This is a genomic window from Sphingobacterium humi, from assembly GCF_009768885.1.
GTDB lineage: Bacteria > Bacteroidota > Bacteroidia > Sphingobacteriales > Sphingobacteriaceae > Sphingobacterium > Sphingobacterium humi.
This window is the reverse complement of the sequence record NZ_WSQA01000001.1, coordinates 273,393-290,147: the sequence shown is the minus strand read 5'-3', so window position 1 is coordinate 290,147 and position 16,755 is coordinate 273,393. Positions and strand designations below refer to the sequence as shown.

9 protein-coding genes are annotated in these 16,755 nt (G+C 46.8%); 8 read left to right on the top strand and 1 reads right to left on the bottom strand.

Annotated elements, in window-relative coordinates; genetic code table 11:
• Positions 1 to 2: 2 nt before the first annotated feature.
• A complete protein-coding gene (locus tag GQF63_RS01085) occupies positions 3 to 1,532 on the top strand; it encodes a sulfatase family protein (protein ID WP_160367242.1) in 1,530 nt (509 codons plus the stop codon).
• A gap of 99 nt (positions 1,533 to 1,631) precedes the next feature.
• Here the strand turns inward: GQF63_RS01085 and GQF63_RS01080 are convergent, their stop codons facing one another.
• The gene (locus GQF63_RS01080) at positions 1,632 to 5,363 is read right to left on the bottom strand and encodes a hybrid sensor histidine kinase/response regulator transcription factor (protein WP_160367241.1); all 3,732 of its coding nucleotides are present in this window, start codon (positions 5,361 to 5,363) and stop codon (positions 1,632 to 1,634) included.
• Positions 5,364 to 5,681: 318 nt separating this feature from the next.
• Between GQF63_RS01080 and GQF63_RS01075 the strand changes: the two genes are divergently transcribed.
• The 7 genes from GQF63_RS01075 to GQF63_RS01045 all read left to right on the top strand — a co-directional run bounded on the left by GQF63_RS01075 (position 5,682) and on the right by GQF63_RS01045 (position 16,755).
• Positions 5,682 to 6,746, top strand: coding sequence for a GntR family transcriptional regulator (locus GQF63_RS01075; RefSeq protein WP_246163195.1), 1,065 nt, complete (start codon positions 5,682 to 5,684; stop codon positions 6,744 to 6,746).
• Between the two features lie 41 nt (positions 6,747 to 6,787).
• Positions 6,788 to 8,107 (top strand): rhamnogalacturonidase, encoded by a 1,320-nt coding sequence (locus GQF63_RS01070; protein WP_160367240.1) that lies wholly within the window; start codon positions 6,788 to 6,790, stop codon positions 8,105 to 8,107.
• 18 nt (positions 8,108 to 8,125) lie between these two features.
• The gene (locus GQF63_RS01065; RefSeq protein ID WP_246163192.1) at positions 8,126 to 10,027 is read left to right on the top strand and encodes a rhamnogalacturonan lyase; all 1,902 of its coding nucleotides are present in this window, start codon (positions 8,126 to 8,128) and stop codon (positions 10,025 to 10,027) included.
• A gap of 32 nt (positions 10,028 to 10,059) precedes the next feature.
• On the top strand, positions 10,060 to 10,827 hold the full coding sequence (locus GQF63_RS01060; RefSeq protein WP_160367239.1) for a GDSL-type esterase/lipase family protein: 768 nt from the start codon (positions 10,060 to 10,062) through the stop codon (positions 10,825 to 10,827).
• Positions 10,828 to 10,831: 4 nt separating this feature from the next.
• A complete protein-coding gene (locus GQF63_RS01055; RefSeq protein WP_160367238.1) occupies positions 10,832 to 12,427 on the top strand; it encodes an arylsulfatase in 1,596 nt (531 codons plus the stop codon).
• 208 nt (positions 12,428 to 12,635) lie between these two features.
• Complete coding sequence (locus GQF63_RS01050; protein ID WP_160367237.1) at positions 12,636 to 13,796, top strand: glycoside hydrolase family 88/105 protein; 1,161 nt, start codon at positions 12,636 to 12,638, stop codon at positions 13,794 to 13,796.
• A gap of 7 nt (positions 13,797 to 13,803) precedes the next feature.
• Entirely contained in the window at positions 13,804 to 16,755 is a 2,952-nt protein-coding gene (locus GQF63_RS01045) for a DUF4982 domain-containing protein (RefSeq protein WP_160367236.1), read from the top strand.

The following is a 16,755-nucleotide window of genomic DNA, read 5'->3' as shown; positions in this document are numbered from 1 at the left end:
CAATGAAAATAAGAAGTGTATTCCTCATTCTACTGCTATCTGGTATAGCCGAGCTATTTGCCCAACAGAAAAAGCCTAATGTGCTGATTATCATCTCCGATGATCATGCCTATCAGACCATTTCGGCCTATGGCTCGACCCTCGGGCAGACCCCGCAGATCGATCGCATTGCCAAAGAAGGGGCTATATTCGAGCATGCCTATGTCAATAACTCCATCTGTGGCCCCTCCAGAGCAACCTTGCTTACTGGAAAGTATAGCCATAAAAATGGATTTAAAGATAATGAAACCTCCACCTTCGATTTCTCGCAGAACCTTTTTGTGAAGAATCTGCAGCATGGCGGTTATCATACAGCGTGGATTGGGAAAATCCACTTAGGCGAAAAACTGCAAGGATTCGATTATTACGATATCCTGGTGGGGCAAGGCCATTATTTTAATCCTGATTTTGTTTCCAAAGAGGGGAAAGTACGCGTCGATGGTTATGTGTCGGATATTGTAACCGATAAGGCCTTAAACTGGCTGGATACCATCGATAGCAAAGACCCTTTCTGCTTGGTGATTGGCCATAAGGCAACGCATCGTACCTGGATGCCGGATCCGAAAGATTTCGGTACCTACGATAATAAAGCTATGCCTATGCCTGCCACGTTTTACGACGATTATGCATCGCGGGAAGCGGCAGCCGTACAGGAAATGTCAATCGATAAAGACATGCGCATGGGCTATGACCTGAAGATGTTTGATTCGGTAGAGGAAATGATGAAAGATGGTAATTTTAAACGTATGACACCAGCACAAAAGGAACAATATGTGAACTATTACCGTCCTATTTTCGAAGAATTCAAGGCATCGAAATTAACAGGCAAAGCCTTAGCTGAATGGAAATACCGCCGCTATATGATCGATTACTTGAATACCGCCCAATCTATGGATCGGAATATCGGGAAAGTATTGGATTACTTGAAGGCCAAAGGATTGGAAGAAAATACCATCGTTATTTATCTTTCCGACCAAGGTTTTTACATGGGTGAGCATGGATGGTTCGACAAACGCTTTATGTATGAAGAGTCTTTCCGCACACCTATGTTGATGAAATACCCAGGCATGATTCCTCCAGGTTCTCACATCAGTGCAAATGTGGTCAATGCGGATATTGCGCCGACTTTATTGGAACTTGCCGGCATGGCAAAACCTGCCGATATGCAAGGGAAATCTTTTGCATCGGTATTGAAGGCACCGAAAAAGCAACACCGTAAAAACGTGTTCTACCATTATTTTGAAAATGGGGAGCATGCCGTTTCTCCGCACTTTGGCGTGAAGTCCGGCGATTATAAATTAATTCGTTTTTATAAACGCGTGGAAAGCTGGGAATTATTCGACTTGAAAAAAGACCCACAGGAATTAAAAAATCTTATTCATGATCCGGCCTATAAAAAAGTAGTGAAGGACATGAAAAAGAAACTCCTGAAGGAAATTCGTGCCTTTGATGATCAAGAAGCGGAAGCGATTTATCAGGTCAATATCGACTAGGTAAAACCTACTCCTCAAGCATGGAAAAGCTCCAATAGACTTCGGTTTATTGGAGCTTTTTATGTAGACCTCATTTTGGGCTAATGTAACTGCTTGAATTTATTCGGATGATTTGTTGTTGTGCTGTGCGGCATGCTTCTTGGCAAACTCGCTCGGCGAATAGCCAAACATGGCCTTAAAACTTTTCCTAAAGTATTCCGGGTCAGAATAGCCAACTAGGTAGCCAACCTCACTGACCATGAGCTTCTGATCTTTCAATAGTTGCTGCGCCCGCTTCAGTCGGAATTCCTTAATCATATCCGCCATGCTCATGCCGGTTAAGGCATTCATCTTGCGGTATAACTGGGCACGGCTCAGGCCTACCGATTGGCAGATATGGTCAATCTTTAAGTCGGAATCGCTCATATGCTCCTCGATATACAAGAATACCTTTTGCAAGAGTAGATCGTCGGCACTTTGCACATCAAGCTGACTTGGCTCAATGGCCAATTTCTGTTGGAATTGCTCCTGCTGATGCAGCCTGAGCAACAATTGATTCTTTACCTTCAATGCCAGGATAGGCAGCTGGAAGGGTTTCACCAAGTAATCGTCGGCACCTATGGCCAGCCCTTGCATTTCCTGATCGAGCAAGGAACGCGCCGTTAATAACAAGACCGGAATATGCCGCAATAAGGCGTCAGATTTGATCTGTTGGGTAAAGTTTAAGCCATCTATCTTAGGCATCATCACATCGGAAATAATCAAATCGGGCATTTTATCGCGCGCTACTTCCAGGCCTTCTTCACCATCGAAAGCTTGCAGCACTACATAGTCGCTCCGGAAGAAGTCGGCCAGGTAATTGTTCATCTCTACATTATCTTCAACCAGCAGGATACTGCACTTGCGCGATAATGGTAATTCATGGCTATAGCCAAGGGTTTGCACCTCAATGTTTTCATGCAAGGCTTGCCGTTCCGGACTGCTTTTAACCTCCGCTATGCTCGCTTTTTCTAAGGCCTGCTTGGGTAGGCTGATGCGGAAAACCGTTAGGTGCATATGGGAAGCATGGGAGCGACTGCGAACAAATAGCTGCCCGCCTAATAGTTGAATTAAATGCCGGCTGTAGGTGAGGCCTAAGCCTGTGCCGCCAGCCACCTTCGATTTCCCCTGCGTAAATGGCTCGAAAATTAAATCCAAGTCTTCCTGTTCTATGCTGGGGCCATCATTCAAGACATCAATTTCCACATGTTCAGCAAAGGCTTTCAACCGTACTTTGATCAGGCCGTTTGCCGTCGTGAACTTCAAGGCATTGGACAATAGATTGTATAATACCTTTTCTAACTTATCGTAGTCCAATAGAAGGTAGATGGGTTCCTTTGGCGCAATAAACTTCAGCTGAATCTCCTTTTGTTTGGCTGCTAATCGGAAAGAGTCGATTACCCGCTGTATGAGTTGCAGTAAATCGGTTTCTTCCATTTTCACTTTCTCCTGACCTGATTCTAAGCGGCGGAAATCTAAGAGCTGATTCACGGTTCGCAGCAGCCTGTCGCCATTATTCTCCATCATAGCTAGCTGCTCTTCAGATTTCGGATTCCCCTGCGCCCAGGCCTTTAATTGCTGAATGGGCGAGAGGATAAGCGTTAAAGGTGTTTTGATTTCATGCGAAATATTGGTGAAGAATTTCAGCTTGTTTTCCTGCAATTCTATTTCTTTCTCGTGTAAGATGGCCTCATAGGCTAGTTTTGATTTTAACCTTGTGAACCGGGTGCTGTAATAATTGAAGATATATAAAAGCGCTAAGCCTGCTAATGCATAAAACAAATAGGCCCAACCGGATGCCCACCAAGGCGGTAGCACTTCAATGCGCAGCACTGTCGGGTTTACTGTCCATACCCCATCGCTATTGGATGCTTTTACCTTTAAACTATAGCTACCCGGCGATAAGTTGGAGTAGTTGACTTCCCGACGGTTAGCATCGGTATAGATCCAATCGGCATCAAAGCCCTCTAACATATAAGCATATTTATTTCCGGTAGGATTAGCAAAATGTAGGGCAGCAAAGGAGATGCTAATGCTTTTATCGGCATGGGTTAAGGTCAGCTCCTCGGTCAAGTAGAGGGGCTTGGATAAAACAACCCGATTGTTGATGGTGTCATTCACATTCACCAGCTCATTAAGGATATGCAGGTCGGTAAATAATACCTTGGGCGCTTGTCGGTTGGTTCGCACGCTATCGGGCGAGAAATGGCATACCCCGTAGTTACTGCCTAAGTAAATCCGCGGCTCTAGTTTGCTGTGGTAAATCGCGCCTTCTACAAAATCATTGCTCAACAAACCGTCAGTTTCCGAGAAGGTACGGATCAGCATGTTGTTCTTGTCGATGCGGGAGAGTCCCTGTTTATGACTTACCCAAATATAGCCCTTATGGTCTTGACTGATTCCGGCAATAGTGCCTTTTGGCCATAGGTTTGATAAATTGGATAGCGACTTCACCTGCTTGTTCCGCGGGTTATAGATATCTAAACCATTGCCGGTGCCAATCCAAACCATGCCATCTTTATCTTCAAATAAGGAATATACCCGGTTATCGCTTAGGGTATTCACTTCCTTTTCCTGATGCTGCAGGTGGGAAAGGATTTGCAACTTGCCGTCTGCCTTCTCTTTTAGGATAAAGATGCCATTGCCCTCACTTGCCACCCAAATGTTTCCGGCTTTATCCTGCATCAGCGTCCATAAATGGGGTTCTTCGAGAAATTCCTTCAGCTCATAAAAGCGATAGTGGTTGTTCTTGCGGTTCCATTTTCCCAGTCCTTTCCAGGTCGCTAACCAGATGTTATGCTCCTTATCTTCCATTAACCCATAAACCCCCGTGCTTTTGAGAAAAGGATGATCGATGGTTTCAATACGCTTGCTATGCGGGTCGTAACGGTCTAAGCCACTTCCCGAGCCAATCCATACATAGCCATAGGAGTCGGCGAAGACCCGTTTAATGTAATTACTCTGTACCGTTTCTCCGGATTGGTTCTCCTTGAAAAACTGTTGGAAGTTGCCGTCTTTGCGAACCAAGGTAATCCCCTTACTCCGCGTACCGACCCATAGGTTGCCATCCAAGTCCTCGCATAAGGAGCGGATGGTATTATCGGCTAGCGAGTTTTTGCTCTCGGGGTAATAGATAAGGTCGTGAAATGGGGTCGCATCCAGATAGCTGCGGTTGATGCCATGAGAGTAGGAACCCAGCCATAGCACATGCTGATCATCTAAATACACATCACTGATGTAGGCATCGTTGATGGACCAAGGGTTCTTAGGGTCTTCGGTATATATTTTCTGCGCTCCGGTAGGGAGGAAGGTTTCCACAACGGCGGTTCGCGCATTATCCAGGTTCCATTGAGTTTGTCCGTATTGAAACTTAACCCGATAGCGGTGATCCGATCGGTTAATTCGTCCTACGAGTTCTTCCGGGCATTGCGCATAGGGCACTCTAGTAAAATCATCGGTCAGGTAATTGTATTTGCTGAGGACCTGATCGTTGAAGCTGGCTATCCAAAGATCCCCATGGCTATCCACGAGCAGGTTATGGATGCGGTTATTGGCAATGCTTTTGGGATCCTTTGCATCATAACGGTAGATCTTTATTTCATAACCATCATAGCGGCATAAGCCCGACCAGGTGCCGAACCACATAAAGCCATACTTATCCTTGGCAATGCCATGGATGGTGTTGTGCGGTAGTCCATTCTCGGAAGTAATATGATCGAATTTTAACGGTAGAAACTGTGCTTGCGCCGGAAAGCGGAAGGTCGCCAAGACCAGCAAGAAGATGAAAAGCACAATACGTTTAAAATGTCTCATGATTGGTTAGATCTGTTTTTCGCAGGAACCTTTAAAACTAGGAAAAATATCGGAATTAAGCAGGATGCAAGGCTAGAAACTATCTGAAAAAAGATGGGCGGACCTGCCTGGTGCCGTTAAAATAAATTCACCTAGAAAACATGAAAAAGGGCTTTTAAGGCCTGAATATTACAGATTGAATCAATTTTACGGGGTATTTGATTCGATTTTACGGCCTCCAATTTTCTCGCTGCCCTAACTTTGGGATAAGCGATGAGAAGATTATAAACCGATCAACACTTCCTTTTTCGCATACATGTTAAACCTAATAATATTGCTATGGAAACTCTATTTTTGGCACCCAATACGCGGGCTTCAATGCACGGCGATTTGATTAAATCCATTAAGATTAATGCGTTCTCCTCGACACCTAAATATATACAATTGGGTGAAGCCGTTATTGACGCTATACGCTTAGGGATTATCGAGGTTGGCGATCCATTGCCCTCCATCAACGACTTGAGCTACTTTCTGCAGATTGCCAGGGAGACCGTAGAAAAAGGCTATCGCAAATTGCGCAAAGAAGGCGTTATTGATTCTACCCCGGGGAAAGGCTATAATGTCTGCAAAAGACCCTTTATCCGCCGTCGCATCGCGGTATTCCTGAATAAGCTTAGTGTGCATAAGAAAATAGTATATGATGCCTTAGCCAAAGAATTAGGTGACCAAGCCGCTATCGACCTTTTTGTGTATAACAGTGATATCTCGCATCTGAAAACCCTGATTATGGGGCTATCGCAGCCTTATGATAATTTCGTGGTATTCCCCTATTTCAAAGAGGGTCGCGATAAGGCCGCAGAGGTGCTTTCGCTAATCCCTTCGGATAAGCTGGTGCTGCTGGGTCGGGATGTGGAAGGACTGGAAGGTGAATTCCCCATCATCTGCGAACGCTACGAAGATGATATCTACGAAGCCTTGGAAAGCATCCGCGAGCCGCTATCTAAATACAACAGCATGAAACTGATCTTCCCGGATCATAGCGATTATCCAAAAGCGATCATTAAAGGATTCTACCGCTTTTGTCAGGATTACGCCTTCGAGCACGTCCTAGTCGATGAGATTGCCGAAGAGGAGTTGCAGGCCGGAACCTGTTACATCTCCTTAACCGATGTAGACCTGGTGGCTATGTTAGCTAAAGTTGAACAAAGTGGACTGGTTGTTGGAAAGGAGATCGGCATTATCTCTTACAATGAAACGCCGCTGAAGCAGTTTATTCTAAACGGGATTACCACTCTGTCTACGGACTTTAAATTAATGGGCGAATATGCGGCGGCCAGCATCCTGAACAATAGTCAGGCACGCTTGGAAGTGCCTTTCTATACCGTGCTTCGTCCTTCTGTATAATCGTTATTAATTCTTTATACCCTATATTTTATAAAACCTTCATGAAAAATTACCCTCGTGTATTGATGATCTTGGGGATCTTATTTGCGCTGCATGGCGCTGCTTTTGCGCAGCAATTTCCGAATGGCGACCCTATTCCTGCTTGGTTCAACAGCTATGAACCAACCGCTATTCAAAAGTTAGGAAAAGCGTATCGCTTAAGCGATTACGGAATTGTCAACGATAGCACCCTGCTGCAAACTGAGAAAATTCAACAGGTCATCGATCAAGCCGCCAAGACCGGAGGTGTGGTGATTGTGCCTAAAGGCACTTACCTCAGCGGATCGCTATTCTTTAAACCGAAGACACACCTGCACCTCGAAGAGGGAGCCGTACTAAAAGGCAGTGACGATATCAGCAATTTTGCCCTCCTGCAGACGCGCATCGAAGGCCAAACGGTGAAGTATTTCGCAGCCTTGGTGAATGCCGATCGGGTGGATGGCTTTACAGTATCCGGGAAAGGAACCCTGGATGGCAATGGGCTGCGCTATTGGAAGGCCTTCTGGTTGCGGAGAGGCTTTAATCCGGCTTGTACCAATATGGATGAAATGCGACCTCGCATTCTCTATGTTTCCAATAGTAACCATGTGCAAATCTCAGGAATCCGTTTAAAGAACTCGCCTTTCTGGACGACGCACTTTTATAAATGTAACTACCTGAAGATGTCCGATCTGCATATCTCGGCTCCGGCAAAACCTGTGAAAGCACCGAGCTCCGACGCCATCGATCTGGATGTTTGTAACCACGTTTGGATAAAGGATAGCTATCTTTCTGTGAATGATGATGCCATTGCATTAAAAGGAGGGAAGGGGCCGAAAGCGAATTTGGATAAAGATAATGGCGCCAATTATAACATTATCATCGAGAATAATACTTTTGGATTCTGCCATAGTGCCTTAACTTGTGGCAGTGAGTCTATCCATTCCTACAATGTTATTTTCAGAAACAATACCCTCGATAAGGCGCGTAAGCTACTACAGTTAAAAATGCGCCCGGATACTCCTCAGGAATACGAGCATATCTTGATTGAGAATGTAAAAGGGACAACCAATAGCTTACTATTCGTAAAACCTTGGAATCAGTTCTTCGATTTAAAAGGTGAGCAAGGAATTAAGAAGTCCTATGCCCAACATATCACCTTGAAAAATATTGATCTGCAATGTGATATCCTATTCGATGTGGTAAACTCAGACCAGTATGAGTTACGTGATTTCCAGTTCGAAAACTTTAATGTACAAGCCAAGCAAGGAACCATCCATAAGGAATACATCAAAGATTTTAAGCTGAAGAATGTACGTGTAAATGGTCAATTAATTCAATAACATTAAAGCTAAGCGAGCATGTCCTTTGCTACCCCGTACCGATGGAATAGGAAGTTGAAGATGCTACTTTGCCTGCTGCTTTGCTTTGGCTTATTTCATAAGCCCTTGAAGGCCCAGCGGCAAATGGAATGGATAAACCGTGGCCTCAACGCTTTGAAAAGCAACGAGCACACGGCTTTCCTTTCTTGGCGTCTTGTAGCAACGGATAAACCATCCGCGGCTTTCCGATTATACCGCAGTTACGCGGATAGGAAGCGCGAATTGCTAGCTAATATCACTGCGCAAAAAGGAACCAACTACCTTGATTCCGGGCTAAAGCCTCAGCATGAAGTTACCTATCATCTGTACAGCGTGGATGGGCGGCAGGAGCATCTGGAGGCGGAGCTTAGGCTGAAGGCCGATTTTCCAGTGCAGCCTTACCTAGAGATTCCCTTGCAAACCCCGAAAGGATATACCCCCGGGGATATGTCTGTCGCGGATTTAGATGGCGATGGCAGCTATGAACTTATTGTTCATCAAACGGGCAAAGGCCATGATAATTCGCATAGCGGGCTTACCGATGAACCCATCTTTCAGGCCTACCGCTTAGACGGTACCTTGCTATGGGAAATTAGTCTGGGCAAGAACATCCGCGAGGGGGCACATTATACCCAATTTATGGTCTATGATCTGGATGGGGATGGGCTAGCCGAGTTTGTCTGCAAAACCGCTGATGGTACAGTCGATGGCCAAGGAACCATCCTTGGGGATCCGAAGGCTGACTGGCGTGATACCCTAGCTACTTCGAATACCTTCGGCCGTATTCTGCAAGGCCCTGAGTTCCTAACGGTCTTTGATGGCTTTACAGGGAAGATGCGATGCACTGTACCGTATGTTCCGGAGCGTGGCGATGTGATGAGCTGGGGCGATCAGAAGGCCAATCGGGCCGATCGTTTTCTTGCTGGCATTGCCTACGTCGATGGTACACATCCCAGCCTGATTATGACGCGTGGCTATTACGATCGCACTGCCTTAGTGGCTTGGGACTTTAAAGACAATACCCTCAGTCAGCGTTGGATCTTTGATACCCAGCAAAAGGATCACCCGTATTCCGGGCAAGGTTATCACAGCCTAGCGATTGCCGATGTCGATCAGGATGGCAAGGATGAAATCATCTTCGGTGCGATGGTCATTGATGATAACGGCAAAGGGCTGTATTCTACCGGATTGGGCCATGGCGATGCCTTGCATGTGGGCGACTTAGACCCGGATAGGCCCGGCTTGGAGATCTTCGGGATTCATGAGCATAAGGGCGCTAGTCGGGGTCCTGGCGCATCCCTTCGGGATGCCAAGACGGGTGAAATCCTTTTTACAGGATCCATCGATCAGGATGTTACCCGAGGAGTCGCTGAGGCTATCGATCCAAAGCACCGTGGAGCCTATATGTGGTGGCTAACCTCGCCCATGGCCTATACGATGCAAGGCAAGGCTGTCGGCGAGCGTCCAAGGTCTGTTAACTTCTTAATCTGGTGGGATGATGACCTCAGTCGGGAGCTGCTGGATGATAATCGCATTGAGAAATATCAGCAAGGTCTGTTGTTCGAGGCTAGCGGTGCAGCATCCATCAACGGTACCAAACGGACGCCCAACCTCAGCGCAGATATTCTTGGCGATTGGCGGGAAGAGCTTATCCTACGTGCGGAAGACAATCAATCTCTGCGTATCTACTGTTCTTGCATACCTACTGATTATCGTCTCTATACGCTGATGCATGATCCGACCTATCGATTAAGTGTCGCCTGGCAGAATGTCGCTTATAATCAGCCTCCTCATGCGGGCTATTACATCGGGCCCGGCATGCCAGCCATCAGGCAACCACACGTGAAACTCCTGCGGGCCAAACAAGTTTTATCAATATCCGGGAAAATCCCCTCTAAATAGTAATTTTATAACCAATAATCACGAACTAACCTATGCCTCTTAAACTCGTATACATCCTCTTTGCTTTTTTATTTATGCAGCCAAGTCCCCGTCAGAAGCTTATTATTATTGGCGATTCTACCGTTCGTAATGGTCAGGGGAAAGGATCCAATGGACAATGGGGATGGGGGAGCTTTCTTCCCGATCACCTGGATACCAATCGGATTGCCGTGCTGAATAAAGCCATGGGTGGCACCAGCACCCGAACCTATTACAATAACCCGGCATTATGGCAACGCGTATTGGCCGAGATCAATAGAGGCGATGTGGTATTAATCCAATTCGGACATAATGATGGCAGCCCGATAGTCGATACTTCCCGTGCGCGCGGTAGTATTCCAGGGAATGGGGATAGCTATCAGGAAGTATACAATCCTATTTTAAAGCAGAAGCAAATGGTGTATAGCTATGGGTTTTATTTGCGCCGCTTTGTTAAAGATATCCATGCCAAAGGTGGGAAGGCGATTATCTTGTCGCCGGTACCCCGAAATAATTGGAAAGCATCCAAGATTGTACGCAACGATTATGCGAAATGGGCCGAGGAGGCCGCCAAGCAAGCGCATGCCGGCTTTGTGCCTTTTCAGGAAATTCTAGCCCAAGGCTATGAGCAAGAGGGGCAAGAGCGAGTGGCACAGCAGTTTTTCGGAACCAGCGATGCCACACATACCTTAGCCGATGGGGCCAAGTTCAATGCGAAAACCCTCGCCGATTACCTGCAGCAACATCCTGAATTGGGACTTGCTCCTTTGATAAAAAAGTAAGAACATGAAGAAATTTACACAGCTCGCCGTTTTAGGTTTTGCGCTGCTTGCCGCTGGAATGCCTAGCCAAGCACAGGAACGTCCTAATATCATCGTGATACTCGTGGATGATATGGGTTATTCCGATTTAGGATGCTTCGGCTCAGAAATCCAAACGCCACACCTGGATAGCTTGGCACAAGCAGGTATGCTGATGACCGACTTCTACAACGCGGCGCGCTGTTGTCCCTCGCGGGCATCCCTGCTTACGGGGCGCTATCCGCATCAAGCCGGAATTGGCGATATGATGAATAAAAGGCCTTACCCTGCCTATCAGGGTTATTTAAATCGGGAATCCATTACCCTTGCCGAACTGTTGAAGGCGGCAGGCTATGGCACCTATATGACGGGTAAATGGCATGTAGGGCAAGATTCCATCAACTGGCCCTTAGAACGCGGCTTCGATCGCTATTACGGCTTAATAGATGGCGCCAATAGCTATTTTGAAAACAGACCCTACCGTCCAAAGCAAAGCTTAAGCATCGTCCTGGATAGGGAAAAGGTAGACCTGCCGGCCAGCTATTACAGCACGGAGGCCTATACCGATCGGATGATAGGCTTTATGAGCGAGCATTTCGCCCAGCAACAGGGGCGCCCTTTTTTCGCCTATATGGCCTATCAAACCCCGCACTGGCCTTTGCATGCCAAGCCCGAGGATATCCGCAAGTACAAAGGGAAATACATGGCAGGCTGGGAGCATATTCGGGAGGAGCGTTTCAATAAACAAAAAAGACTGGGCATTCTGCCCGCAAATGCCGAGTTGCCGGCAGCTGATAGCGATATCAAGTCCTGGTCGGCACTAAGCTGGCCCGAGCGGGTGCAATGGGATGAAAAGATGGCGGTGTATGCTGCGATGATCGATCGCTTAGATCAGCAAATCGGGAAGCTTGTCAGTTTTCTGAAAGCCGAAGGTCAGCTTGAGAACAGCATCATCCTGTTTCTTTCCGATAATGGAGCCAGCCATGAAACCATTGATAAGAACGGATTTACCGAAGAGATCCAGTCGGCCAAAACCTTTCCGGCCAGCCATCCGAAGTCCTTTACAGCCTATGGCAAAATGGGCGCAGCGGTTTCCAATACGCCTTATCGATCCTATAAGCATTGGGTTTACGAAGGCGGAAATTCAACCTGTTTTATAGCTTTCGGGCCTAAGTATATCCAAGCCGGGCAGCTGAACCGTCGGCCCGCCCATATTATCGATGTCATGCCCAGCTTAGCAGCTTGGGGAAAAGCAGCCTATCCGAGCCAATATAAGGGGCATCAGATCGGTAAAATGGAAGGCACAGCCTTGCCCATGCTCTGGAAAGAAAAGGAGAAAGGAAAGGATCGGATTTTATGCTTTGAGCATGAAGGCAATAAAGCGGTGCGCAAAGGTAAATGGAAATTGGTATCCGCCTATCCATCCAAAACCTGGCAACTCTATGATCTAGAAAAAGACAGGCAAGAAACGACGGATCTATCCGCTGCAAACCCTCAGGTTTGTCAGGAATTGATACAGGCCTATGCCCAATGGGCAGATCGCATAGGCGTTATCCCTTTCGAGCAATTAGATAAAAAATAAGGGTATTTACCTAGGTCTTAAGGCCTTAAAAACATTGTGATAATTACATAAATAACTATTAATTAGCGTGTTAAGAAGCATGTCCTGCTGCTAGCACAGGATACGGCAGGTTGCTTAGAAAGCCTAAATCTCCTAATATAGCTATATACCAATTTAATAAACAAAGTACAGCGCCTGAAGGGGCTACATACGAAAATAATACCACCCTATGAAGAGAGACCTTAGATACAATTTGATGGCTTGTCTGCTGCTTGCAGGCTTCTTATTCAGTGCTTGCGCCAGTAAAAAAGGACCGGCCTCAACCCAAATTTCTAAGGAAGAAGTTTTAAAACAAATGCAGTTGGCCAATTCCTATTTTATGCAGAAGTGGCCCGATACCGGCAAGCCTATTTATACCACACGCTGGCGCCCGAGTAATATCTGGACGCGAGCCGTGTACTATGAGGGGTTAATGGATCTTTATAAAATCGATCCGAATAAAAAATACTACGATTATGCGGTGGCGTGGGGTGAAAACCACGATTGGAACCTGCGCAATGGCATAGAAACCCGTAATGCAGACGATCAAGCCTGCGGGCAAATCTACTTGGATCTCTACGAAATCGATCCGCAACCCGAGCGCTTAGCGGCCATTAAAGCCAACATCGATGGCATTATCGAAAGTAAACTGGTGAATGACTGGACCTGGATCGATGCCATCCAAATGGCCATGCCGGTCTTCGCAAAGCTGGGCGTTATGTACAAGGATGAAAGCTACTTTAATGCCATGCACCAGTTCTACCTGTATTCACGCAATGTGGAAGGCGGTGGACTATACAATGCCGAGGATGATTTATGGTGGCGCGACAAGGATTTTGTGCCGCCCTATAAGGAGCCTAATGGCGAGGATTGCTATTGGTCGCGTGGAAATGGTTGGGTAGTGGCGGCCTATGTTCGCGTGTTAGACCTGTTGCCTAAAGACCATGCCTATGCTGCGGTCTATCGCACAGATTTTAAAAACATGATGAAAGCCTTGTTGGCTTGCCAACGTCCCGATGGTTTTTGGAATGTGAGTCTGCATGATCCGAATCATTTTGGAGGAGCAGAAACCTCCGGCACGGCCTTATTTGTATACGGTATGGCCTGGGGCATACAGCATGGCCTTTTGGATGAGGCAACCTACCGCGAGCCGATGGAACGCGCCTGGCAGGCTATTGCTCAGCAGGCCATCCATCCTTCCGGTTTCCTAGGCTATGTACAAGGTACGGGCAAGGAACCAAAAGACGGGCAGCCGGTAAGCTTTAGCTCCATCCCTGATTTTGAAGATTATGGCTTAGGCTGCTTCTTGCTCGCCGGAACCGCCTATTATAACTATTTAGCAAGCAAATAATCCAACCATGAAGATAAACTTGTTTTTCATCGCGCTTATTGGCAGCCTATTTTCATCGGCAATGGCTTTGGCACAGCAGAATGTGACCTGGAGCTTCAATGCCGATTGGAAACTATTGGTAGGCGATCCACAAGATGCCAAAGAGATCAAAGCCGATGAAAGCAATTGGAAGGCGGTTACTTTGCCTCATGCCTGGAATGAAGGCGACGCCTTTCTGCGTCCCATCCACGAGCATCAAACCGGCATCGCCTGGTATCGCAAAACATTCGAACTCCCCCAAGGAGTTCCCCACGATAAAGTTTTTCTAGAATTTGAGGGCCTTCGATTCGGAGCCGAATTTTACCTCAATGGCCGCTGGGTGGCACGTCATGAAAATGGCGTGATGGCCGTAGGTTTAGATATTAGCCAATATCTCCAAGAGGGCCCCAATATTCTTGCTATCCGTACCGACAACCGCTGGGACTATACCGAAAAGGATAGCAATTCTCCCTTCCAGTGGAACGATAAGAATTTTAATGCCAATTATGGGGGCATCCCTAAAAACGTATGGATACATTTCAAGCATAAGCTACATCAAACCCTGCCTTTATACTCCAATTTAGGAACAACGGGCATGTATGTTTATGCCTCCGACATTCAAATCCCTAAGAAGAAAATAAAACTTCATGTGGAGAGCGAAGTCGCCAATGAAGGCAACGCCGCAAAGGGCGAGTGGGAAATTAAGGTCTTCGATGCCGAAGGGAAGCTTAAAAAAACCGTAAAACAAGCCTTTCAGGCTAAAGCGAATAGCAAGGAGAAATTATCCCTGCAAACCGATCTGAACGATGTGCAGTTCTGGAACTGGGGCTATGGCTACCTCTATCGTATCGAGAGCAACCTCTATGTGGACGGGCAGTTACAAGATCGGCAGACTACCCAGACAGGCTTCCGTAAAACGGCCTTTAAAAACGGCATGCTCTATTTAAACGATCAGGTATTGATGGTAAAAGGCTATGCCCAACGAACCAGCAACGAGTGGCCCAATGTAGGCCTATCGGTAGCCCCATGGCTTAGCGATTTTAGTAATCAGTTGATGGTAGAGAGCCATGCAAATATGGTGCGATGGATGCATGTAAGTCCCTGGAAGCAGGATGTAGAGTCCTGCGATCGGGTAGGACTGATGCAGATGCTACCGGCAGGCGATGCTGAAAAAGATGTAGAAGGAAGACGCTGGGAGCAACGCCTGGCTTTAATGCGCGATGCCATCATCTATTACCGCAATAACCCGAGTGTTATCCTCTATGAAAGTGGCAACGAGTCCATTTCTGAGGAACATATGGCACAAATGAAGGCTATTCGCGATCAATATGATCCACATGGCGGACGAGCCATTGGTTCACGTGAAATGTTGGATAGTAAAATCGCCGAATATGGGGGCGAAATGCTATACATCAATAAAAGCGCAAAGCATCCCATGATTGCTACGGAGTACATGCGCGATGAGGCCTTGCGCAAATACTGGGATCCTTATACCTATCCTTATCATCCGGAAGGCAAAGGCCCCTTATACAAGGGCAATGATGCCAGCGATTACAACCGCAATCAAGATCAATTTGCTTTGGAAGCCATCCGCCGCTGGTACGAGTATTGGCGCGTGCGTCCGGGAACTGGACGTCGGGTAAATGCCGGGGGCTTAAATATTATTTTCTCAGATTCCAATACCCATTACCGTGGTGAAGAAAATTACCGCCGCAGTGGTGAAGTTGATGCCATGCGCATCCCCAAAGATGCCTATTACGTGCATCAAGCCATGTGGAATGGCTGGGTAGATCCCGATCCTAAAGGCTTGCATATTATCGGGCATTGGAATTACGAGCCCGGCACGGTCAAAGACCTGTATGTGGCCTCAGCGGCCGAGCAGGTAGAGCTATTGCTGAATGGCAAAAGCTTAGGCTTTGGCCAACGTAGCCATCATTTTCAATTCACATTCCCACAGGTTGCTTTTGAAGCCGGGGAATTGACGGCGCGTGCCTACGATCAGCATAAGCAAGTTATACAGGAACAGACCCTAAAAACGGCAGGAGCCCCTGCATCGGTGAAACTTAGCTTAAAACACGGTGCCAACGGCTTATTTGCAGATGGAAATGATATGGTTTTGGCAGAGGTGCAAATACTTGATGCAAACGGACAGCGTTGTCCTACGGTCAGTCCTATGGTTGATTTTGCTGTAGAAGGCGCTATAGATTGGTTGGGAGGCCTGGCGCAAGGACCTGCAAATTACATCGGGTCTACCTCTTTACCTGCTGAAGCAGGCATCAATCGCGTGCTGCTAAGAACACAGTATAACAAAGCCGGCAAAGTAAAACTCATTGCCAACTCCAACGGTTTAAAAGGTGATACCCTCGAGTTTGATGTGCAGGGCATTGAAAGCCAAGGCAGCTACTTTAAAAAGGCTTCGAATGAAAACCTTCCAGCCTATTATGGTCGTCATGAAGGCTTACAGGAAGGGTCCTTGAAATATACGCGTACGTCCTTAGCCATTAAATCGGTGCAGGCCGGCGCGAATCAAGGTGATGCTGCCGCTTCTTTTGATGATAATGAATTGAGCGATTGGGCAAATGATGGTTCCTTGAATACGGCCTGGGTAAGTTATACCCTAGAGAAAAAGACCTACATCGATGAGATTGATCTCAAGCTTAATAATTTCCGCTCAAAGATATATCCGCTAGCTATTTACATCGACGATCAATTGGTATTCGAGGGGAACACAGCAACCAGCTTAGGCTATTGGCATGTGCAGTTCCCTGCGGTAAAAGGCAAAACAGTAAAGATTGCCCTTCGGGAGGCTGCGGAAAATAAAGACCGTAATCAACATGCCGAAGTGGGTGGCAAGAAACTCGATGATGGTGTCGCCCGCAATGATGCCAACAGCAAGCATATGTTGAGTATAATCGAAGTAGATATCTATAAACGAAACTAA